This is a genomic window from Mycobacterium sp. NPDC051804, assembly GCF_044452905.1.
Classification (GTDB): Bacteria; Actinomycetota; Actinomycetes; order Mycobacteriales; family Mycobacteriaceae; genus Mycobacterium.
Genome location: NZ_JBITCD010000007.1, coordinates 12,700 through 33,779, shown reverse-complemented (window position 1 = coordinate 33,779; position 21,080 = coordinate 12,700). Strand labels below are relative to the sequence as shown.

Annotated in this window: 22 protein-coding genes and 1 tRNA gene; 12 read left to right on the top strand and 11 right to left on the bottom strand. The window is 66.6% G+C overall.

Translation table 11 applies throughout. The annotated features are described in order from the left end of the window. From ACIA48_RS26115 to aceE, 7 genes are all read right to left on the bottom strand, one after another. Window positions 1-1,422 (bottom strand): acyl-CoA carboxylase subunit beta, encoded by a 1,422-nt coding sequence (locus ACIA48_RS26115; protein ID WP_396738568.1) that lies wholly within the window; start codon window positions 1,420-1,422, stop codon window positions 1-3. A gap of 25 nt (window positions 1,423-1,447) precedes the next feature. Further along, window positions 1,448-2,701, bottom strand: a complete 1,254-nt coding sequence (gene kasB, locus ACIA48_RS26110; protein ID WP_396738566.1) for a 3-oxoacyl-ACP synthase KasB — start codon at window positions 2,699-2,701, stop codon at window positions 1,448-1,450. 27 nt (window positions 2,702-2,728) lie between these two features. Next, window positions 2,729-3,979 carry a 3-oxoacyl-ACP synthase KasA gene (kasA, locus tag ACIA48_RS26105; protein WP_396738564.1) on the bottom strand — a complete coding sequence of 417 codons (1,251 nt, stop codon included), beginning with the start codon at window positions 3,977-3,979 and terminating at the stop codon, window positions 2,729-2,731. Beyond that, on the bottom strand, window positions 3,976-4,278 hold the full coding sequence (gene acpM, locus ACIA48_RS26100) for a meromycolate extension acyl carrier protein AcpM (protein ID WP_396738563.1): 303 nt from the start codon (window positions 4,276-4,278) through the stop codon (window positions 3,976-3,978). Before acpM ends, kasA begins: the two co-directional genes overlap by 4 nt. An 84-nt stretch (window positions 4,279-4,362) precedes the next feature. Beyond that, window positions 4,363-5,271 (bottom strand): ACP S-malonyltransferase, encoded by a 909-nt coding sequence (locus tag ACIA48_RS26095; protein WP_396738561.1) that lies wholly within the window; start codon window positions 5,269-5,271, stop codon window positions 4,363-4,365. A gap of 147 nt (window positions 5,272-5,418) precedes the next feature. Continuing rightward, complete coding sequence (locus tag ACIA48_RS26090) at window positions 5,419-6,684, bottom strand: PucR family transcriptional regulator (RefSeq protein ID WP_396738559.1); 1,266 nt, start codon at window positions 6,682-6,684, stop codon at window positions 5,419-5,421. Window positions 6,685-6,733: 49 nt separating this feature from the next. Further along, window positions 6,734-9,523 carry a pyruvate dehydrogenase (acetyl-transferring), homodimeric type gene (gene aceE, locus ACIA48_RS26085; protein ID WP_396738557.1) on the bottom strand — a complete coding sequence of 930 codons (2,790 nt, stop codon included), beginning with the start codon at window positions 9,521-9,523 and terminating at the stop codon, window positions 6,734-6,736. Window positions 9,524-9,721: 198 nt separating this feature from the next. Here aceE and ACIA48_RS26080 point away from each other — a divergent pair, with 198 nt between their 5' ends. The 7 genes from ACIA48_RS26080 to ACIA48_RS26050 all read left to right on the top strand — a co-directional run bounded on the left by ACIA48_RS26080 (window position 9,722) and on the right by ACIA48_RS26050 (window position 13,616). After that, window positions 9,722-10,297, top strand: coding sequence for a hypothetical protein (locus ACIA48_RS26080; protein ID WP_396738555.1), 576 nt, complete (start codon window positions 9,722-9,724; stop codon window positions 10,295-10,297). A gap of 105 nt (window positions 10,298-10,402) precedes the next feature. Then, window positions 10,403-10,828, top strand: a complete 426-nt coding sequence (locus ACIA48_RS26075) for a DUF3052 domain-containing protein (RefSeq protein WP_396738553.1) — start codon at window positions 10,403-10,405, stop codon at window positions 10,826-10,828. Further along, the gene (locus ACIA48_RS26070; RefSeq protein WP_396738551.1) at window positions 10,825-11,289 is read left to right on the top strand and encodes a peroxiredoxin; all 465 of its coding nucleotides are present in this window, start codon (window positions 10,825-10,827) and stop codon (window positions 11,287-11,289) included. Before ACIA48_RS26075 ends, ACIA48_RS26070 begins: the two co-directional genes overlap by 4 nt. Window positions 11,290-11,333: 44 nt before the next feature. Next, window positions 11,334-11,405: transfer RNA gene (locus tag ACIA48_RS26065), tRNA-Val, on the top strand. A gap of 45 nt (window positions 11,406-11,450) precedes the next feature. Further along, complete coding sequence (locus ACIA48_RS26060; protein WP_396738549.1) at window positions 11,451-12,104, top strand: nitroreductase family protein; 654 nt, start codon at window positions 11,451-11,453, stop codon at window positions 12,102-12,104. Window positions 12,105-12,114: 10 nt separating this feature from the next. Further along, entirely contained in the window at window positions 12,115-13,185 is a 1,071-nt protein-coding gene (locus ACIA48_RS26055; protein WP_396738547.1) for a DUF2855 family protein, read from the top strand. A 17-nt stretch (window positions 13,186-13,202) separates the two neighbouring features. Continuing rightward, entirely contained in the window at window positions 13,203-13,616 is a 414-nt protein-coding gene (locus ACIA48_RS26050; protein ID WP_396739492.1) for a hypothetical protein, read from the top strand. 78 nt (window positions 13,617-13,694) lie between these two features. On the opposite strand, the gene ACIA48_RS26045 is transcribed toward ACIA48_RS26050, so the two are convergent. Then, on the bottom strand, window positions 13,695-14,090 hold the full coding sequence (locus ACIA48_RS26045; protein ID WP_396738545.1) for a VOC family protein: 396 nt from the start codon (window positions 14,088-14,090) through the stop codon (window positions 13,695-13,697). 85 nt (window positions 14,091-14,175) lie between these two features. On the opposite strand from ACIA48_RS26045, the gene ACIA48_RS26040 reads away from it, so the two are divergent. Beyond that, window positions 14,176-15,147 (top strand): cobalamin biosynthesis protein, encoded by a 972-nt coding sequence (locus ACIA48_RS26040; RefSeq protein WP_396738544.1) that lies wholly within the window; start codon window positions 14,176-14,178, stop codon window positions 15,145-15,147. Here the strand turns inward: ACIA48_RS26040 and ACIA48_RS26035 are convergent. The 3 genes from ACIA48_RS26035 to ACIA48_RS26025 are packed head-to-tail and all read right to left on the bottom strand — an operon-like array spanning window position 15,101 to window position 17,074. Beyond that, the gene (locus tag ACIA48_RS26035; protein WP_396738542.1) at window positions 15,101-15,928 is read right to left on the bottom strand and encodes an SURF1 family protein; all 828 of its coding nucleotides are present in this window, start codon (window positions 15,926-15,928) and stop codon (window positions 15,101-15,103) included. The two genes, ACIA48_RS26040 and ACIA48_RS26035, sit on opposite strands and share 47 nt — an antisense overlap. Beyond that, on the bottom strand, window positions 15,928-16,464 hold the full coding sequence (locus ACIA48_RS26030; protein WP_396738540.1) for a low molecular weight protein-tyrosine-phosphatase: 537 nt from the start codon (window positions 16,462-16,464) through the stop codon (window positions 15,928-15,930). The genes ACIA48_RS26035 and ACIA48_RS26030 overlap by 1 nt, the downstream gene beginning before the upstream one ends. Continuing rightward, window positions 16,421-17,074: an HAD-IA family hydrolase gene (locus tag ACIA48_RS26025; RefSeq protein ID WP_396738538.1), complete on the bottom strand. Its 654-nt coding sequence runs from the start codon at window positions 17,072-17,074 to the stop codon at window positions 16,421-16,423. The genes ACIA48_RS26030 and ACIA48_RS26025 overlap by 44 nt, the downstream gene beginning before the upstream one ends. Before the next feature lie 37 nt (window positions 17,075-17,111). On the opposite strand from ACIA48_RS26025, the gene cobC reads away from it, so the two are divergent. Genes cobC through ACIA48_RS26005 form a run of 4 tightly spaced genes read left to right on the top strand, consistent with a single transcriptional unit; the run spans window position 17,112 to window position 21,076 of the window. Next, a complete protein-coding gene (cobC, locus tag ACIA48_RS26020; protein ID WP_396738536.1) occupies window positions 17,112-18,134 on the top strand; it encodes an Rv2231c family pyridoxal phosphate-dependent protein CobC in 1,023 nt (340 codons plus the stop codon). After that, window positions 18,131-19,264 (top strand): Nif3-like dinuclear metal center hexameric protein, encoded by a 1,134-nt coding sequence (locus ACIA48_RS26015; RefSeq protein ID WP_396738534.1) that lies wholly within the window; start codon window positions 18,131-18,133, stop codon window positions 19,262-19,264. Before cobC ends, ACIA48_RS26015 begins: the two co-directional genes overlap by 4 nt. After that, window positions 19,254-19,991: a zinc ribbon domain-containing protein gene (locus tag ACIA48_RS26010; protein WP_396738532.1), complete on the top strand. Its 738-nt coding sequence runs from the start codon at window positions 19,254-19,256 to the stop codon at window positions 19,989-19,991. Before ACIA48_RS26015 ends, ACIA48_RS26010 begins: the two co-directional genes overlap by 11 nt. Then, window positions 19,988-21,076 carry a bifunctional RNase H/acid phosphatase gene (locus ACIA48_RS26005; RefSeq protein ID WP_396738531.1) on the top strand — a complete coding sequence of 363 codons (1,089 nt, stop codon included), beginning with the start codon at window positions 19,988-19,990 and terminating at the stop codon, window positions 21,074-21,076. The genes ACIA48_RS26010 and ACIA48_RS26005 overlap by 4 nt, the downstream gene beginning before the upstream one ends. Window positions 21,077-21,080 lie beyond the last annotated feature (4 nt).

Genomic DNA, 21,080 nt, shown 5'->3' with positions numbered 1-21,080 from the left:
CTACAGCGGGATGTTCTTGTGCCTACCGCGGCGCGCGGGCGCCTCGGCCAGTGCCTGCGTCAGCTTGCTGCGGGTGTGCGACGGGTCGATCTTCTCGTCGACCACGCCGATCTCGATGGCCGAATCCACGCCACCGGCGATCCGCTCGTGTTCGGCGGCCAGCTCCTCGTGCAGCGCCTCGCGCTCGTCGTCGGACGCAGCGGCCAGCTTCTTCTTGTGCAGAATGCCGACCGCGGCCTTGGCGCCCATCACAGCGACCTCGGCGTCGGGCCACGCAAACACCTTGGTGGCGTTCAGTGATCGCGAGTTCATCGCGATGTAGGCGCCGCCGTAGATCTTGCGGGTGACCAGCGTGACGCGCGGCACCGAGGACTCACCGAACGCGTGCAGCAGCTTCGCGCCGCGACGCACGACGCCGCCCCACTCCTGGTCCACACCGGGCAGGTAGCCGGGAACGTCAACGATCACGACGAGCGGGATACCGAAGGCGTCGCACAGCCGCACGAAACGTGCTGACTTCTCGGCGCTTTCGGAGTTCAGGCAGCCGCCGAGACGCAGCGGATTGTTCGCAATCACACCGACGGTGCGCCCGGCCAGCCGGCCCAGACCCACAACGATGGACGGCGCCCACTTGCCCTGGAACTCCTCGAACGGCACACCTTCGTCCAGCAGCGCCTCGACGAGCGGGTGCACATCGTAAGCGCGGCGCGCGGACTCCGGAAGCAGCGCGTGTAGGTCACTGTCGCCCGCCTCGGCCTTGGTGCGGTCGAAATGGCCCTGCTGGCAGAACAATCCGACCAGCCGGCGGCCACGCTCGTACGCGTCGACCTCGTCGTCGGCGACGATGTGGCACACGCCGGACTTCTTGTGATGGGCATCAGGACCGCCGAGAGACACCATGTCGACGTCCTCGCCGGTGACGCTGCGCACCACGTCGGGGCCGGTGACGAACACCTTGCTGTCCGGGGCCATGACGATGACGTCGGTCAGCGCCGGTCCGTACGCGGCGCCGCCCGCGGCGAAGCCCACGACGATCGAGATCTGCGGGATGTAGCCAGATGCGCGAATCATGGCCTCGAAGACCAGTCCGACTGCGTGCAGGGCTTTGACGCCCTCAGCCAACCGCGCGCCGCCGGAGTGCCAGATGCCGACGATCGGGCTCTGCTCCTCGATGGCGGTGTCGTAGGCGTTGACGATGTGGGCGCAGCCTTCGACACCCATCGCGCCGCCCATCACGGTGCCGTCGGTGCAGAACGCGATCGTGCGCACACCGTTGACGGTCCCGGACGCGGCCAGCACGCCGGAGCGGTCGCGCTCGTGCAGCAGTTCGATGGTGTTGTCGTCGAAGAAAGTCCTCAGGCGCAGCAGCGGATCGCGTGGATCGAGCGATTCGCCTACGGCCTCTGGGGCCATGATGGTCATCAATCCTCCTGTAACGGCGGGGTCGTCAGTACTTGCCGAACGCGAGCGCGACGTTGTGCCCACCGAATCCGAACGAGTTATTGATCGCGTATTGATAATTGCCGGGTCGCGGCGAACCCGCGACGACGTCGAGGTCGATCTCCGGGTCCAGGTTCTTCAGGTTGAGCGTTGGCGGGACGACCCCGTTCTTCAACGCCAACACGGTGAGAATGGACTCGACGGCGCCGACTGCGCCGACCGAGTGGCCGAGTGCCCCCTTCGGGGCGTAGACCGCGGCCCGGTGAGTGCCCAATGCGTTGTCGATCGCCTTGCCCTCGGCCACGTCGCCCACAGAGGTGCCGGTGGCATGTGCATTGACGTGGTCGATGTCTGTGGGGGACAGGCCCGCGAGCTGAATGGCACGCGTCATCGCGTGACCGGCCTGCTCTCCGTTGGGATCTGGCGCCACGATGTGGTAGCCGTCCGAGGTGATGCTCGCGCCCATCAGCCGTGCGTGGATAGTGGCGCCGCGGGCCTTTGCATGTTCCTCGGTTTCGATCACCAAAAGCGCGCCGCCCTCACCGAAGACAAATCCGTTGCGGTCCTTGTCAAATGGGCGACAGGCACCGGGGGGATCGTCGTTGGTGGTCGACAACACGATGCGCATCTGGGCGAAGCCGGCGATCGGCACCGCCTCGATCTTGGTTTCGACGCCACCGCATATCGCGACGTCGGCTTCGCCGAGCACGATCTGCCGCCACGCCTGCGCGATACCTTCAGAACCCGAGGCGCAGGCCGAGATCGGGGTGCTCACCCCTGCCCTCGCCCTGCGTTCGAGCCCGACCGCGGCGGCCGCCGCGTTCGGCATGTACATCTGCACGGCCAATGGCGAAACGGCCTTGAGGCCCTTCGCGCGGAGGTCTTCGTAGGCGTACAGAAGCTGCTCACTGGAACCCATGCCGGTGCCGATCGACACCATCAGTCGACGGGGATCGACCTCGGGTGACCCGGCGTGTTCCCACACACGCCGGCCCAACACCGTCGACATCTTCTGCAGGTAGGACAACCGACGCTTTTCGACCCGCGTCAGTTCATCCTCGAAATCCTCCAGCAGGTGGCCACCGATGCGAACCGGCAGGTCGTACTGCTCGACGAACGGATCGTCGAGCAGACGAATCCCACTCTGGCCGTCCAGCAGTCGCTGCCACGTGGTGTCCGCATCGGTCGCCAAGGCGGTCGTCATCGCAAATCCGGTGACGACTACATTGGGGAAACCGTTCCCCGTAGAAAGGGAGGTCAACGCTTCCTTCCTAGTTCCTTCCGTAACTCAGTAACGCCCAAAGGTCAGGGCCACATTGTGTCCGCCGAAGCCGAACGAGTTGTTGATGGCGTACTGGTATTCGCCATATCGTGGCTCGCCCGCAACGACATCGAGATCGATCTCGGGGTCCGGCGTCTCATAATTCAGTGTCGGTGGGATCACGCCGTCGCGCAGCGCGAGCACCGTCAAGATCGACTCCAGGGCCCCGACCGCTCCGATGGAGTGGCCGAGCGCCGACTTCGGTGCGTACACCGCCGCGTGCTCCACTCCGGCCACGCGGATGGCGTTGGCCTCGGCGGTGTCGCCGATCGGGGTGGCGGTGGCGTGCGCATTGACGTGGCTGATGTCCTTGGCGTCCAGGCCTGCGGTCTCCATCGCACGCTTCATCGCGTGTCCGGCGCGCAGACCATCGGCGGCAGGCGCGACCATGTGGAACGCATCCGACGTGATGCCCGCACCCATCAACCGGGCCAGCGGCTTGGCGCCGCGAGCCTTGGCGTGCTCCTCGGTCTCGATGACCATGAGCGCACCGGCCTCGCCGAACACGAATCCGTCGCGGTTCTTGTCGAACGGCTTGGACGCGCCCTCGGGATCGTCGTTGTTGGTCGACATCGCGCGCATCATCGAGAACGCCGCGATCGGCAACGCCTCGATACCGCCTTCGACGCCGCCGCAGACGGCGATGTCCGCGTCACCCATGACGATCTGACGCCATGCGTGGGCGATGCCCTCCGAACCCGACGAACAGGCCGACACCGGGGTGATGACGCCGGCACGGGCGCCGAGCTCGAGCCCGACCACCGCTGCAGCACCATTGGGCATGATCATCTGAACGGCGAGCGGCGACACCTTGCGGGGGCCGCCCTCGTTCATCGCGTCGTAGGTCTCGACGATCTTCTCGCCGCCGCCGAGACCGGTGCCGATGACAACCGAGAACCGGTCCGGGTCGACCTCGGGCTTACCCGCGGTCTCCCACAGCTGGTTGCCCAGGTACTTGGCCATACGCTGGACATACGACATGCGCCGCAGTTCCAGCCGTGTCATCAGTGGGTCAAGGGGTTCCTTGAGGTGTCCGCCGATACGCACGGGCAGATCCCACTTGGTGACGAACTCGTCCTCGAGGACGTGGATGCCGCTCTCGCCTGCCAGCAGGCCCTTCCACGTGCTCTCGATGTCCGGCGCGATAGAAGTCGTCGCCGTGACGGCGGTCACCACAACACTGGGGAAACCGCCGTTAGCAGTGGAAGGTTTGGTCACTTGTCGCCCGAGCCCATCTGAGCACGGATCGCCGCAGCAGCCTCGGGGTTCTCTTCCTCGAGCTTCTGGATGTACGCGACGACGTCACCAACGGTGCGCAGGCCCGCGAGGTCCTCGTCGGGGATCTTTACGCCGTACTTGTCCTCGGTCTGCACAGCGATCTCGACCATCGACAGCGAGTCGATGTCCAGGTCGTCGACGAAGGACTTCTCCGGGGTGACCTCGGAGGGCTCGATGCCGGTGACCTCTTCGATGATCTCGGCGATGCCGGCGATGATTTCGTCCTGGGTGGTTGCCACGATGGCTCCTTCTAATTGGTTGTTACTGCCAACTGGTGTTGGTATGTGGTTGTTGTCTCCCGGCGGGCCGGGAGGCATTCCCCGTCAGAGCTCGGCGAGCCCGTCAAGGTCAGCGGGGGATTTGACGGCGTGCGTCGGTACCCCCCGAAGTTCGCGTTTGGCGATCCCCGTCAGAGCCCCAGCAGGCGGGAACTCGACAAGCGCCGTCACATTCTGCTGACGCATGGTTTCGGTACATAAATCCCAACGCACCGGCTTCGTCATCTGGTTCACCAGCTTGGCCATTGCGTCGGCGGCCGAGGCGACGGGCTGTCCGTCGGCGTTTGACAAGAGCGTCGCCGTCGGCTCCGACGTCGTTACACCCGCTGCGGCGGCCGCGTACCCCTCGGCTGCGGTCGCCATGAAATGGGTGTGGAACGCACCCGCGGTGGCGAGTTTGCGCACCCGTGCCTTCTCCGGCGGATCCTCCGCGAGCTTGTCGAGCGCGGCAACGCTGCCCGCCGCGACGATCTGACCGGCCGCGTTGCGGTTGGCGGGCACCAGGTCGAGCGCCTCGAGACGGGCCAACACCTCGGCCTCGTCGCCGCCGAGCACCGCAGACATGCCGGTCGGCTCCAGCGCGCAGGCCTTGGCCATCTCGGCGCCGCGGGTCGCGGCCAACTTGACCGCGTCGTCCGCGGAGATCACGCCGGCGATCGCATACGCCGCGATCTCACCGACCGAGTGGCCGGCGACGACGGTGTTCGTGCCGTCCACCACGCCGCGACGGGTCAGTTCCTCGTGGGCGAGCAGGGTGGCGGCCACGACCAGTGGCTGGGTGACGGCGGTGTCGGTGATTTCCTCGGCGGTCGCCGTGGTTCCGAGCGTGACCAGGTCCAGACCGCTGATCTGCGACCAGGCTGACAGGCGGTCAGCCGCACCCGGCAGCTCTAGCCATGAGGCGAGCATGCCGGGAGTTTGAGAGCCCTGTCCGGGCGCAAGCAACGCGAGCACTGTTTAAGAGAACACTGTGAAACTGCATTTGCGCGGTGTAAGAGATTATGAACCTCGTCTTAAGTTTTTGTAGGGAATCCACAAAAGCGCATGTGATGCGACCCCATCGATACCGGTCTGCGACCTAATCGCCCGTCTGATCTTGGACTACGTCGCCGGGGTGACCTCCGTCACCCGTGTTCCACCTGCGTTTCGTGTGTTGGCTAGGTGTGTTTGCCGACTGAGTCGGCCCAGGCTGGCGGCGACACGGAGGACATAAGCGTCGCGCGGGACCGTCGGATCGCGGCCGGTGAAGTCCGCGATCCGTTTGAGCCGGTAGCGCACGGTATTTGGATGAACGAACAATTTGCGTGCGCAGGCCTCAATCGCGCCGCCCGAATCCAGGTAGGCGTCAAGGGTCTCGGCCAGCGCCGGATCCGCGTCACCCAACGGCCGCATCACCTCAACCTCCAGCGCGGTGATCGCGGACGTATCGCCCAGCAGCGCCCGCTCGGGCAGCAATTCACGGGCTGCCACCGGCCGGGGCGCACCGGTCCAGCCGGCGACCGCGTTCATTCCGGCGATCGCCTCGGTGGCGCTGCGATGCGCGGCCGCCAAGGTGGTTGCGGTCGGGCCGATCACCACGGGCCCCTCGGCGAACACCTTCATCAGATCGGTGAGAAAGCGGTCTGTCGCCGATAGCGCGCCCGACACGATCGCCACCAGCCAGGTGCCGTGGACGTCGGACAGCGCGGCACGGCCGTGGCTGCGGGCGATCTCGTGGACGTCCTCGCCGGCGATGTCGTTGCGATCCGGATGCGGCAGACCCACGATGACGGTGGCCGCGGCGGTGGCATCCCAGTTCAAGGCGGCGGCCTGCGACTGCAGCTCGGGTCCGGTGTCCCCGCGCACGACGGCGTCGACGACGTTGGCCTCCATCCGGGTGTCCCACGCGCCACGGGCCTCGGCCTGGTCGGCGTAGGCGGTGGCGGCGGCGAACGCGAGATCCCGGCTGTAGCGCAGGATTCCGGCCGTCAGCGCGGCCAACTGTTCGTCGGAGCGGGCCAGCAGCGGCACCACTTCTTCGCAGTACTCCATGGTGACGCGAACCATTTCGACCGACTGCCGCAGCGCTATCTTGCGACGCAGATCCTGCGGCACTACCTCGAAGGCCTGGGCGGTGTAGCTGACGTTGCTCTGCGGATTGCGCATCCACTCGACGAAGTTGACCACCGCGGCCTGCACCACCAGCTGCACGCTGGCGCGCTGTGACGCCTCGAGATCAGCGAAGAACGGCAGCCGCTGTTCCAGTGCCCGGACGGCCTCGGTGGCCAGCCGGCCCGAGTACTGCTTCAGCCGCCGCAACACAACGTCGGGCACAGTTTCGAGCACCTCGACCGTCGACTTCGGCGGAACGAACCGATTGTCGGCCATTCATAAAGGCTACGGCATCAAACTGGAGGAAACCTCCAAGCGCAATGTGTTAAGCCACGCCCGGATCCGACGTCTGCTCAGGTGCGGCGAGGACGTCGTCGATCTGATACTTGTTCGCCGCGTCGACGGCGACCGACTGATCGATGTTGCCGTCGCGCGCCAGACCCTCCAGCACCGCGACCGCGATGGACTCGGCATCGGTGTTGTAGTACCGCCGCGCCGCAGGCCGCGTGTCGGAGAAGCCGAAGCCGTCGGTCCCCAGCGTGACGTAGGTGCCGGGCACCCACGGCCGGATCTGCTCGGGCACCCCGCGCATCCAGTCCGACACCGCGATCACCGGTCCGGTCGCGTCGGCCAGCGCCGTCGTGACGAACGGCGTACCGGCTTCCTTCTCGGGGTGGCGCAGCCGCTGCTTCTCGATCTGCACGCCGTCGCGATTGAGCTCGTTCCAGCTCGTCACCGACCACACATCGGCGGCGACGTCCCATTCGTCGGCGAGCAGCTCCGCGGCGCGCAGGGCCTCGGGCATCGCCACACCGGACGCCAGGATCTGAGCGGTGTGGGTTCGTTTCTCCGGCGCGGGCTTGTAGCGGTAGATGCCGCGCAGCAGCGCATCGACGTCGAGGCCCTCGGGTTCGGGCGGTTGCGCATACGGCTCGTTGTAGATCGTGATGTAGAAGTACACGTTCTCCGCGTCCTCGCCGTACATCCGCGCGAGCCCGCTCTCCACGATGTAGGCGATCTCGTAGGCGAACGCCGGGTCGTAGGCCACCACCGCCGGGTTGGACGCGGCGAGCAGCAGTGAATGCCCGTCGGCGTGCTGCAGGCCCTCGCCGACAAGGGTGGTGCGCCCTGCCGTCGCGCCGAGCACGAATCCGCGCGCCATCTGATCGGCCGCGGCCCAGAAGCCGTCGCCGGTGCGCTGGAAGCCGAACATCGAATAAAAGATGTAGAGCGGGATCATCGGCTCGTTGTGCGTGGAGTACGACGTGCCCACCGCGGTGAAGGATGCCGTCGACCCGGCCTCGTTGATGCCCTCGTGCAGGATCTGGCCAACTTCACTTTCCTTGTACGCCAACATCAACTCGGCATCCACGGAGGTGTACAGCTGCCCGTTGCGGTTATAGATCTTCAGGCTCGGGAACCACGAGTCCATGCCGAACGTGCGCGCTTCGTCGGGGATGATCGGGACGATCCGCTTCCCAATCTCCTTGTCGCGCAACAGTTCCTTGAACGTGCGGACCGTCGCCATGGTGGTGGCGACCTCCTGGTTGCCCGAGCCCTTCTTCAGCGCCTTGTAGGTGTCGCGCGCCGGCAGGGGCAGGGCCTTGGTGTGGGTGCGGCGCTCGGGCAGAAATCCACCCAGCGCCCGTCGCCGCTCGAGCATGTAGCGGATCTCGGGAGCCTCGGGCCCGGGGTGGTAGTAGGGCGGAAGGTAGGGGTTTTCCTCGAGCTGTTCATCGCTGACCGGGATGCGTTGCGCGTCACGGAAATACTTGAGGTCGGCCAGCGCTAGCTTTTTCATCTGGTGGGTGGCGTTGCGGCCCTGGAAGTGCGCACCCAGCGAGTACCCCTTGATGGTCTTGGCCAGGATGACCGTGGGCTGGCCCTTGTGATCGATGGCGGCGCGGTAGGCGGCGTACACCTTGCGGTAGTCGTGGCCGCCGCGCTTGAGGTTCCAGATCTCGCCGTCTGACATCTTCTCGACGAGCTGCTTGGTCCGCGGATCGCGACCGAAGAAATGGTCGCGTACATAGGCGCCGTCGTTGGCCTTGTAGGTCTGGTAGTCGCCGTCAGGCGTGGTGTTCATCAGGTTCACCAACGCGCCGTCGCGGTCGGCGTGCAGCAGGGTGTCCCACTCGCGGCCCCAGACCACCTTGATGACGTTCCAGCCGGCGCCGCGGAAAAAGGACTCCAGCTCCTGGATGATCTTGCCGTTACCGCGAACCGGCCCGTCGAGGCGCTGCAGGTTGCAGTTGATGACGTAGGTGAGGTTGTCCAGGCCTTCGTTGGCCGCCACCTGGATCAGGCCGCGGGATTCGGGCTCGTCCATCTCGCCGTCACCGAGGAACGCCCACACATGCTGGTCGGAGGTGTCCTTGATGCCGCGATCGTGCAGGTAGTGGTTGAACCGAGCCTGATAGATCGCGTTCATCGGGCCCAACCCCATGGACACGGTCGGGAACTCCCAGAAGTCCGGCATCAGGCGCGGATGTGGATATGACGGCAGACCGCCACCGGGGTGGCTGTGTTCCTGCCGGAAACCGTCGAGGTCGTCGGCGGTCAACCGGCCCTCGAGGAACGCGCGCGCATAGATGCCGGGCGACGCATGGCCCTGAATGAAGACCTGGTCGCCACCGCCGGGGTGCGCCTTGCCGCGGAAGAAGTGGTTGAACCCGACCTCATAGAGCGCGGCGGAGGACGCATACGTGGAAATATGCCCTCCCACACCGACTCCCGGGCGCTGTGCGCGGTGGACCATGATCGCGGCGTTCCACCGGATCCAGGTCCGGTACCGGCGTTCGACGTCCTCGTCGCCGGGGAACCACGGCTCCAGCTCGGTTGGGATGGTGTTCACATAGTCGGTGGACGTCAGCGCGGGGATGGCCACCCGCTGTTCGCCGGCGCGCTCCAGCAACCGCAGCATCAGGTAACGGGCGCGGGCGGGACCGGACCGCTCGAGCAGGTTGTCGAAGGACTCCAGCCATTCGCCGGTTTCCTCGGTGTCGATGTCGGGCAGATACGACGCGACACCCTCGCGGATCACCCGAACGCGGTCGGGTTCGGCTGCACTGCTGGAGTTTTGGGCCAGGTCCTGGCGCGCGAACTCGGTGGTCAACTTCTGCTCCTTGTTAGGCGCTATACGTGCTGTGGTGACCGGCGCGGATGTTTTCCGCAGCGTCTCACCTGTCGTCACTGTGCACTCTTTCGTGCCCAGTCCCTCCATCCTTCTCCAATCCTGCATGACACGCACCGGTGGGGTGCGGGACTGAAATGAACCCGCGATTGCGGATCGGACCCGGTAACGTCTGCGGCTGTGGTGACCGGTTGGCTGTTTCCGAGACGCCTGCGGATCGCCGCTCTCGCGGTCGGCAGTACGGCTGCCGCGGCGATGATCATCGTGGGCTGCAGCAGTGTCACGCAGGGCACCGCGTCGGTCGATACCGCGGACGCCCCTGTGTACAAGGCGTCGGTGTCGGCGTCCGTGGCGGAGTCCGCGGCCAGTTCGAGCGCGCGCGAATCCGAGCGGCAGGCATCGCTCACCCAGGAAGCAGTGCACACCTCGTGCGAGTCGCTGAGCACCAGCAGTGTGGACGCGATCACCGCCGTCAACGCTTACGTCGACGCCTTCAACCAGAGCGCGGCCGATGCCGACGCGAAGTCGCGCCCGGCGATCGATTCGCTGAACCACAGCGCTGACCTGGTCGCCCGCAGCGTGTCGGAGCCGCTGCCACAGGACCTCAAGGACTCGATGAATGGTTGGGTCGACGCTGCAAGGGGGGTGGCGGTGGCGATTGCGGGCAACTATGGACCCGATGAATTCAATGCTGCGATCACCCGGCTCAACGATGCGAAGACCACAGCGCTGAATCGCTGCGATGCGGCATATTGATTAAGTTCGGCGCAACCTTGCCGCCGGTGAGTTGCTAGAGCACCCCGGCGTGCGACGATAGGGCTGGACGCACATCGCGCCGAGCTGGCTGAAGGAGGACCGACGGTGGTCGCGGCGGAGGACGCCCCGAGCTACGCCCTCAGACTGGGCATCCAAAAAGATCAGGTTGTGCAGGAGTTGGGCTGGGACGAGGACGTCGACGACGACATCCGGGCCGACATCGAGGACGCGTGCGGCGGTGAGCTGCTCGACGAAGACGCCGACGAGGTCATCGACGTCGTGCTGCTGTGGTGGCGCGATGACGACGGCGACCTCGTCGATCGGCTGATGGACGCCATCACTCCCTTGGCCGACGACGGCGTCATCTGGGTCGTCACCCCCAAAACGGGCAAGCCCGGACACGTGCAGCCCGCCGAGATCGCCGAGTCGGCGCCGACGGCGGGGCTGATGCAGACCTCGTCGGCGAACCTGGGCGGCTGGATCGCCAGCCGGCTGGTGCAGCCGAAATCGAAAGCGGCCGGCCGACGGTGATCGACGTCGGGACCGAGGCGCCGGACTTCACCCTGAAGGACCAGAACGGTCAGACCGTCACGTTGAGCGACTTTCGGGGCGCCAAAGACGTGTTGCTGGTGTTTTTTCCGCTGGCGTTCACCGGGATCTGTCAGGGTGAGCTCGACGAAATCCGTGACCACCTGCCGAATTACGAGAACGAGGACACCGCGACGCTGGCGATCTCGGTGGGGCCGCCGCCGACGCACAAGGTCTGGTCGACCGAAAGCGGCTTCCTCTTCCCGGTCCTGTCCGACTTCTGGCCGCACGGTGCTGTGGCGCAGGCCTACGGCGTGTTCAACGATGACGCCGGATTCGCCAATCGCGGGACGTTTGTCGTGGACCGGACAGGCATCGTCCGGTTCGCGGAGATGAAGCAGCCGGGGGAGCCACGCGATCAGGCGGTGTGGACGGACGCGCTGGCAGCGCTTCGGTCGGCCTGACGGATTTCGTATCTGACCTCGTCAGCGTGTAATTTGCCCTGCGAGGGCGCGTAGCTCAGTGGTAGAGCTCTGGTTTTACACACCAGCGGTCGGCGGTTCGATACCGTCCGCGCCCACCCTTGCCTCTTGACCCAGGCGCTCATCGTGCTGGGATCAATAGCATGACGCAACAAGAATCCTTGACCATGTCGCTCGAAGACGCGATGCGCACTCAGCGAGCGATCCGGCGGATCAAACCCGACCCGGTCGACGACGCGCTGGTGCTCCACATCCTCGAGCTGGCCATGAAGGCGCCGACGGGCTCGAATGCGCAGAACTGGGAGTTCATCGTCGTCAAGGACCGCGAGGTCGTCGCGAAACTCGGCCGCCTGAATCGCACGGCCATCAATTTCGGCGGCGAGATGTACAAGCGCATGCTCGGAAACCGCATGGACGAGAAGATGCTTCGCAACGAGAAGGCCGTGCGGTGGCAGGCCGATCACTTCGACGAGATTCCTGTCGTGATCGTCGCGTGCCTCAAAGGTGTCGTGCCGCCGTGGCCGCCGGTCGCGGTGACCAGTGCCTACGGCTCCATCTATCCCGCCGTGCAGAACCTTCTGCTGGCCGCACGCGCCGCCGGCCTTGGTGCGGCGCTGATCACCATCCCGCTGTGGAGCAAGCTGCTGGCCAGGCGCGTTCTCGGCCTGCCGTGGAACGTCACCCCGTGCGCGGTGATCCCGATGGGCTGGCCCATCGGCAAGTACGGGCCCACGACGCGTCGTCCTGTCGGAGAACTGGTTTCGCTCGACCGGTATGGCAATCGCGCGTTCATGTAAAGCTGGGCCCGTGGACTTCGAGCTGAATCGCAAGGACCTACACGACACCCGCATCGTCAACGGCGACCCGCCATCGTTGACCGATGGCGAGGCGCTGCTTCGCGTCGAAGCCTTCGGGTTGACCGCCAACAACATCACGTATGCCGTGTTCGGTGACGCGATGAACTATTGGGGCTTCTTCCCGGCATCGGACCCGGGATGGGGGAAGCTGAACGTCTGGGGTTACGCCCACGTCGAGGAGTCTCGCAATTCTGGTCTGCAGCAAGGCATGCGGGTCTACGGCTACCTGCCGTGCGCCAGCCACTTGGTGGTGGTTCCGTCGCGCATCAACGAGAAGGGCTTCTTCGACGCCGCGCCGAACCGGGCGGATCTGCCGTCGGCATATCAGGGCTACCGCGACATCAACACCGACCCCGTGTACTCCGCCGACCGCGAGGCCGAACACATTCTGTTCTTCCCGCTGTTCTTCACGTCGTTCCTCATCGACGATTTCCTCGCCGACGAGGACTTCTTCGGTGCGGAAACGATTGTCATCTCCAGTGCGTCGTCGAAGACCGCCATCATCGCGGCGTACCTGCTCGCCAAGCGGGACGGCGTCAAGGTCGTCGGGCTGACTTCCGCGGGCAACCGAGAGTTCGTCGAGGGACTCAGCATCTACGACTCGGTGTGCCTATACGGCTCGATATCTGAGCTCCCTGGGGAGCGCGCGGTGTATGTCGATATCTCCGGTGACGGCGGGGTGCGCGCCGACGTGCACGCCCATTACGGCGACCGCCTGGCCCACAGCTCGACGGTCGGAGCGACGCACTGGACCGAAATGGCTCCGGGGACAGGCGAACTCGCCGGACCGCGTCCAGTGCTCTTCTTTGCGCCGGACCGCATCGCCAAGCGCGGCAACGACTGGGGGACCGCAGAACTCGACCGCAAGGTCGCCGAATCCTGGGCGCCGTTCGCGCAATGGGCCGCGGGCTGGCTACGCGTCGAGCAGATCTCGACCGAGGACGAGATCCAGCGGGCCTATCTCGATCTGCTCGACGGTAAGGTTGATCCGGCGTCGGGCATCGTCGTCAACCTCGACTAGGCGTGCAGGAGGACCACATTCATACGTCCACTGCAACGCGGATCGTCTGCGTCGCACTACGTTTGTCGCTCGCGACCGCTTTCCTTTCCGCGGTAGCCGACCGATTCGGATGGTGGGCGCCGGTCGGGCAAGGCAGTTGGGGAAGCATGGACGCCTTCGCTGACTTCACTCACCAGTTGGTGCCATTTGCTTCGGGATGGCTGTTGACCGTCATCGTGTTGGCAGTAACCGTCACCGAAATCGTCCTGGGTGTCTTACTTCTGACCGGCTGGCAGCCAAAGCTTGTCGGTGCCGCATCGTGTGTGGTGCTAATAGTGTTCGGGTCCGCGATGGCTGTTTCGCTCGGCTTGGCATCACCGCTGAGCTACAGCGTCTTCACCGCGGCGAGCGCAGCCGCGGCCTACGCGCTGCTCGCGAATTCAGCTTCTTGATCGCGGCCGTCACACCGTCGTGCTCGTGCACCGCTCGCAGGACATCGTCTTCGCGGCATATTGCACTACTCGATTCGATTAGCCCGGGAGCGCGAAGAACTCCAGCGCGATGCCGTCGGGATCGCGGAAGCTCAGCCCTGACCCGTAGCTCTCGTCGACGATGCCGCTGTGTTCGACGCCGAGCTCGTCGAGTCTGTTGACCCAGCGTTCGAGCTCGGCGCGGTCAGCGCAACCGAAACCGACATGGTCGAGCCCGACACGGAACTCGGTGAACCGTTCGTCGGGAGCTGCCTGGTCGTGCTGATGGATGCCGAACAGCGTGCCGTTGTCGAACGCCCAGACGAGATGGTGGTAACCGGCGTCCGTGTGCTCGTCGATCACCGGCTCCGACTCGAGCAGGGCGCGGTACCAGGGTCCGCTGACCTCGAGGTCGCGCACGGTCACCGCCACGTGGTTGAGCGCTGGGAAAGGCATCGTCAACTCCTCGCTGTTGTTTGCCCGTGGTCTCTAACGCCAGACCAGCCGGATTCACTACATCAGCTTGTGAGACGCTGCCGGGGTGTTTTCGCCACGCCGACGCGGCCGCGCTGTCGGAATCGCCGTGGGGTGGCTGGTCGACCTGCTGTTCGGCGATCCCCGACGTGGTCATCCTGTCGCGCTGTTCGGCCGTGGGGCAGCCGCTTTCGAGCGGTTGAGCTATGCCGACACCCGTATCGCCGGCGTCGTGCACACTGCCGCTCTGCTCGGCGCGCTGGCCGTGGCGGGCATCGTCATCGAGCGTGCGACCGGGCGCACGCGGCGGGGGACTGCGGCCGGCACGGCGGCGGCGACGTTCGTCGCGCTGGGCGGCACATCGCTCGCCCGCACCGGTAATCAGATGGCCGAACATCTCGCGGCAGGCAACGTCGACGCGGCTCGTGCTCTGCTGCCGTCGCTGTGCGGACGCGATCCGGCGGTCCTCGACGCCGACGGTCTGGCCCGAGCGGCGCTGGAGTCGGTCGCGGAGAACACTTCCGACGCACAGGTCGCCCCCATTCTGTGGGGCGCGGTCGGCGGGGTTCCGGCCATTCTTGTGTACCGGGGCGCCAACACCCTGGACGCGATGATCGGCCACCGCACGCCGCACTACATCCGATTCGGCTGGGCCGCAGCCCGTTTGGACGATGCTGCCAACTACGTCGCCGCCCGCGCGACCGCCGTCATGGTCATGGTGTGCGCACCGGTGGTCGGGGGGTCACCCGTGGGCGCGTGGCAGGCGTGGCGCCGCGACGCGGCGCGTCATCCCAGCCCCAACGCCGGTGTCGTGGAGGCCGCCTTCGCCGGCGCGCTGGGAGTGCGACTGGGCGGTCCGACCCAGTACACCCATGAACTCGAGATCCGCCCGACGCTCGGTGACGGCCCGCCGCCGCAGATCGCCGACCTCAGCCGGGCTGTGCGCTTGTCGCGTGCGGTTCAGGTGTCGGCTGCGCTGACCGCGGTGATTCTCAGCGGCGCTTGCCGTAACGATCGGCGAGTTTCGCCTCCGTCGTGACCGGCGCGTCGGGTGTGGCGCCCGCCGCCTCCTTGGCGGCCTTGTCCCGTCGGCGCTGAAGGATCTCGGCGCGCACGAAGTAGCCGAGTCCGATCGGCGCGATGATGCCGAAGGCGATCCACTGAATGCCGTACGACAGGAACGGGCCGGCATCGAGGTTGGGCAGTCCCATGACGCCCAGACCGCCGGGCTGATCCTCAACCAACTGCAGGTACGACCCGGCAAGTGGCACGCCGGTGAGCGTGGAGATCTGCCCGATGTTGATCGAATACACCTGCTGCGCGCCGTCCTGGCGGAACGGCTCCTTGTCCCGTACGAGGCCTTCGGAATCCCGCAATCGGGCGGTGACGGTCACCGTTCCGCTCGGTGGAGCGGGGATCGGCGGGACCTTGGAGCCGCCCTCGGGGCGCACGTAACCGCGGTTGACGAGCACCGTCGGCCCAGCGTCGACCGCGAAGGGCACGAGCACCTCGAACGCGGGTTCGCCCTCGATCGACCGCAGACGCGCCAGCACCTGGGCGTCGGGTAAGTACTTCCCGGTGGCGGTGACGCGGCGCCACTGATCATCGGGCGCCGACGAATCCTGTTGCGGCAAAAGCGTTGTCACCGGCACCGGATCGGCGGTCACGGAGTGCGAGATCTGGTTGTTCTCCCGCGAAGTCTTGGTGTTCTTGCCGAGCTGCCACGGCGCCAGCACGGTGAAGCACAGGTACGCGAATGCGATCACCACTGCCGCCAGCGCCAGCCACGACGGCCGCAGCAGAAACGCCCAGCGCTTCATCAGCTCGCGATTCCCCGACCGGTGAGCTGCTCGTCGACCCACTGATGCAGGCCGGGCAGGGACGCGTCGATCACCGTGAAGACATCCTCGAAGTCGTTGTGATCGCCGTAGTAGGGATCCTCGACATCCAGCGCATGAGCGCCCGACCGCGGATCGAACGACCGCAGCATCCGGACCCTGTCCGCCTCGACGCCCATATCCGTCAGTATCCGCAGATGGTTGCGGCCCAGCGCGATGACGAGGTCGGCGGCCAGATGGTCGTCGTCGATCTGCGCCGCCCGGTGGGCCGAGGGATAGCCGTGCTCGCGGAGCACGTGGCTGGCCCGCCGGTCCGCGGGCTCGCCCGCATGCCAGCCTCCGGTGCCGGCGCTCGTCACTCGAACCGCACCGGCCAGGCCGCGCTCGCTGATCTGGTGCGCGAACATTTTCTCCGCCATCGGTGAGCGGCAGATGTTGCCCGAGCAGATGAAGGTGATGTGGAGCGGGGCTGACTCAGACACCGAGCACCTCCCGCAGCTCGGCCACCGTCGCGACATGGGTGTGTGGAACGGCCGCGTCGGGACCGTCGAAGTCCGAGCCGCCATATCCCCAGCCGACCACCACGGTATCGATGCCGTGCTCGGCGGCGCCCTCGACGTCATGGGACCGGTCACCGACCATCAGGATTCGGTCCGGCAAGGGCTCCAACTGGGCCAGCGCGTGCTTGACGACCTCGGATTTCGTCGCACGTAAGCCGTCGACACTAGCGCCCGCGATGACCTCGAAGTGCCCGTCGAGGCCGAAATGGTCGAGAATCCGAACCGCCGTCGGTTCGGCCTTGGAGGTGGCGACCGCCAGCCGGATCCCGGCTGCCCGCAGGTCGCCGAGCAGCGCGGGGATGCCGTCGAATGTGCGGTTCATTGCCCAGCCGCGGGCCAGGTAGTCCTCCCGGTAGGCGGCGATCGCGGCGTCGGCCTGCTCGCCGAGGCCCATCTTCCGCAGCGTGTGGTGCATTGGCGGGCCCACGATCATTCCGGCCAGATCACCCTCGGGGACTACGGCACCGATTGAACCCAGCGCGTGGCAGAAGCTGGCCACGATGCCCTGCGCCGAATCGGTCAGGGTGCCGTCGAGGTCGAAGATCACCAATTGGGGGCGGGCCGTCACGAACTCATTGTCCCCGACGGCCAACTAGTGTCGTGATGTGGCAAGCCAATCCCGCCCGGGAGCGCGCTATCACGGCGACCAGGCTGCAGGTCCGGGCATGCTGGACTTCGCCGTCAACGTCCGCGCCGACTCTCCGCCGTCATGGCTGGTCGATCGGCTCACCGCCCGGATGGCGGACCTCGGCAGGTACCCCAGCGTCGCCGATGAGCAGCGCGCTGCGGCCGCCGTCGCCGCACGGCACGGCCGCGATGCCGCCGAGGTGGCCCTGCTCGCCGGGGGAGCCGAAGGCTTCGCACTGCTGCCGGCCCTGCAGCCACGGTCCGCGGCGCTGATCGCGCCGTCTTTCACCGAACCCGAGGCGGTCCTGGCCGCGGCCGGTGTGCCGTTCCAGCACGTCGTACTCGCCCCGCCTTACCACCTCGATACCGCCTCCGTGCCCGACGACGCCGACCTCGTCATCGTCGGAAATCCGACCAACCCGACGTCGGTGCTGCATTCCCGTGAGCAGATCGCTGCGCTGCGCAGACCGGGCCGCATCGTCGTCGTCGACGAGGCGTTCGCGGACTCAGTGCCCGGTGAGGCGGAGTCACTGGCGGCCGTGTCGCTGCCGGACGTAGTGGTGCTGCGCAGCCTCACCAAGACGTGGGCGCTGGCCGGCCTGCGGGTGGGCTATGCGCTCGGTCCCGCCGACCTGCTGGATCGCATGACTGCGCGTCGTCCGCACTGGCCGTTGGGCACACTGCAGCTCGAGGCGATCGACGCCTGCAGCGCTCCGCGCGCCGTGGCCGACGCCGAGCGCGGCGCACAACGCCTGAGCCGCCTGCGCGCCGAGATGGTCGACGGGCTGACTAGCATCGGCGTAGATGTCGTCGATGGATGTGCGCCCTTTGTCCTCTTCGCCGTCGAGGATGCCGAACTGATGCGAAAGCACCTCGACGGCAAGGGCATTGCGGTGCGCCGGTGCGACACCTTCATCGGACTGGACGGCCAGTTCCTGCGCGCTGCTGTGCGGCCTGAGTGGCCGGTGCTGGTCGAGGCGATGGCGGAGGTGATCCGGTGAGCGTGCGGCTGTCCGACGTTATCGACGTTCTCGAGGCGGCCTATCCGCCGGCCTTGGCGCTGGACTGGGATTCGGTGGGCCTGGTCTGCGGTGACCCATCGGAGTCCGTCGAGACCGTAACGGTCGCCGTCGATGCCACCGCCGCCGTGGTCGCCGAGGTGCCCGACGGGGGACTGCTGCTCGCGCACCATCCGCTGCTGTTGCGCGGGGTCGACACCGTTGCCGCCGATACAGCCAAAGGTGCGCTGCTGCACCAGATGATCCGTACCGGACGGGCCCTGTTCACCGCACACACCAACGCCGACGCGGCCTCGCCGGGAGTGTCCGATGCGCTGGCCGACGCACTGGGTCTTACCGTCGAAGAGGTCCTCGCTCCCATCCAGACGGGGAAGGGTCTGGACAAGTGGGTGGTGTTCGTGCCCGCCGAAAACGCCGACGCCGTAAGGGAAGCGATGTTCGGCGGGGGAGCCGGACATATCGGTGACTACTCTCACTGCAGCTGGAGCGCGACGGGTATCGGTCAATTCCTGCCGCACGACGGCGCCACTCCGGCCATAGGCACCGTCGGGACGGTCGAGCGGGTGCCCGAGGAACGCGTGGAGATGATTGCACCGTCGCGAGTGCGCGGGCATGTGCTGGCGGCGATGCGTACGGCGCACCCGTACGAGGAGCCCGCGTTCGACGTCTTCGAACTGGCGCCCCTGCCGGGTGATGTCGGGTTGGGCCGGGTCGGAGCGCTGGCGCGGCCGGAGCCGTTGTCGGCCTTCGTCTCGCGGGTTCATGACGCACTTCCCGGTACGTCGTGGGGTATCCGCGCCTCTGGCGATCCCGAGGCGACGGTGTCGCGCGTGGCCGTTTGCGGCGGCGCGGGCGATTCGCTGCTCGACGCCGTCGCTGGCGCCGAGGTGCAGGTCTATGTGACCGCGGACCTTCGGCACCATCCCGCCGACGAGCACCGGCGGGCCTCCGAGGTGGCGCTCGTCGACGTCGCCCACTGGGCCAGCGAGTACCCGTGGTGCATACAGGCAGCCGACCTACTCCGAGGCCATTTCGGTGACGCGTTACCCGTGCGGGTGTCAGCGGTTCGTACTGACCCCTGGAACGTCGAGAGAACGAGGCATGAAAGCTGAAGTAATCCAACAACGTTCGTTGCTCGAGCTGGCCGAGCTGGACGCCGAGCGGAGCCGCATCGAGCACCGCGCGGGCAATCTGGCCGAGTCGCAGCGACTCGAGACCATCCAGGCGACGCACCGCGAGGCCAATGACCGGCTGGCTGCTCTGCAGATCGCGCTGGACGATCTGAACGAGCAGGTCGGCAAGTTCGAAGGCGAGATCGACGGCGTCCGCCAGCGTGAGGATCGCGATCGCAAGCTCCTGGACTCGGGGGCCACCGATGCCAAGCATCTCACCGAGTTACAACACGAACTGGAGACGCTGGAGCGAAGGCAGGCGTCGCTGGAGGACTCGCTGCTGGAGATCATGGAGCGCCGCGAGGAACTTCAAGGTGAGCAGACCGCCGAGCTGACGAAGATTGACGAGTTGCAGAAGGACCTCGGCGAGGCGCAGCGTGCGTGTGACGAGGCGCGTAGCGAACTCGACCGCCAACGTGACCAATCCCTTTTGCGGCGTGACGAACTCGTCGCCGGCCTGGACGCTGATCTGGTGGCGCTGTACGAGCGTCAGCGGACCCGCGGCGGTGCGGGGGCGGGTCTGCTGCAGGGCGGCCGGTGCGGCGCCTGCCGCATCGAGATCGACCGCGGAGAACTTGCCAGAATCTCGGCCGCCGACGACGACGAAGTGCTGCGCTGTCCCGAGTGCGGAGCGATTCTGTTGCGGGTCAGGGGGTCCGGCGCGTGAAGGTTGTCGTTGAAGCCGACGGGGGGTCGCGCGGCAACCCGGGTCCGGCTGGATACGGCGCGGTGGTGTGGACGGCGGATCACAGAACCGTGCTCGCCGAACGCAAACAGGCGATCGGTCGTGCCACCAACAACGTCGCCGAGTACAGCGGGCTGATCGCCGGCCTGGAGGAGGCCGCGAACCTGGGCGCCTCCGAGGTCGAGGTGAACATGGACTCCAAGCTGGTGGTGGAACAGATGTCGGGGCGCTGGAAGGTCAAGCATCCGGACATGGTGCCGCTGCATCAGCAGGCGACTTCGCTGTCCACGCGATTCGACCACGTCATCTATACCTGGGTTCCGCGAGCGAAAAACAGCCACGCCGACCGGTTGGCCAACGAAGCGATGGATGCGGCGGCCGAACTGGAAACGTCGGCCCCGGACGCCAAGACAGAGCAGCGCACCAATCCCGCCGGCTGGACCGGCGCGCGCGGTGCGCCGACCCAGTTCCTGCTGCTGCGCCACGGGCAGACCGAATTGTCGGTGGAACGCAGATATTCGGGCCGCGGTAACCCGGCGCTGACAGAGCTCGGTCGTCGGCAGGCCGATGCGGCCGCGCAGTTCATTGGTGAAAAGGGCGGTGTCGCGGCCGTCATCACCTCGCCGCTGCAGCGCGCGTACGACACCGCGGAGGCGGCGGCCAAGGCGCTCGGTCTCGACGTCAACGTCGACGCCGATCTGATCGAGACGGACTTCGGCGGCTGGGAGGGGCTGACGTTCGCCGAAGCGGCCGAACGGGATCCGGAACTGCACCGGCGCTGGCTGCGCAAGACCAGCGTGGCGCCTCCCGAAGGCGAGAGCTTCGACGCCGCGGCAGAGCGGGTGGGCAGGGCGCGGGCCCGGATCATTTCCGAGCATCCGGGCGAGACCGTGCTGGTCGTGTCACACGTGACACCGATCAAGACACTGCTGCGCATGGCCCTGGATGCGGGCCCGAGCATCCTCTACCGACTACATCTGGACCTGGCCTCGCTGTCGGTCGCCGAGTTCTATCCCGACGGCGCTGCTTCGGTGCGACTGGTCAATCAAACGTCGTATCTGGCGTAGGAGG

What these genes read in the sequence shown, in the direction of transcription:
- ACIA48_RS26115 (WP_396738568.1), bottom strand. Translation starts at nt 1,422, where the DNA reads ATGACCATCATGGCCCCAGAGGCCGTAGGCGAATCGCTCGATCCACGC.
- ACIA48_RS26090 (WP_396738559.1), bottom strand. Translation starts at nt 6,684, where the DNA reads ATGGCCGACAATCGGTTCGTTCCGCCGAAGTCGACGGTCGAGGTGCTC.
- ACIA48_RS26060 (WP_396738549.1), top strand. Translation starts at nt 11,451, where the DNA reads ATGACGCAACAAGAATCCTTGACCATGTCGCTCGAAGACGCGATGCGC.
- ACIA48_RS26045 (WP_396738545.1), bottom strand. Translation starts at nt 14,090, where the DNA reads ATGCCTTTCCCAGCGCTCAACCACGTGGCGGTGACCGTGCGCGACCTC.
- ACIA48_RS26035 (WP_396738542.1), bottom strand. Translation starts at nt 15,928, where the DNA reads ATGAAGCGCTGGGCGTTTCTGCTGCGGCCGTCGTGGCTGGCGCTGGCG.
- ACIA48_RS26030 (WP_396738540.1), bottom strand. Translation starts at nt 16,464, where the DNA reads ATGTCGCGACGGTGGCCGAGCTGCGGGAGGTGCTCGGTGTCTGAGTCA.
- ACIA48_RS26010 (WP_396738532.1), top strand. Translation starts at nt 19,254, where the DNA reads ATGAAAGCTGAAGTAATCCAACAACGTTCGTTGCTCGAGCTGGCCGAG.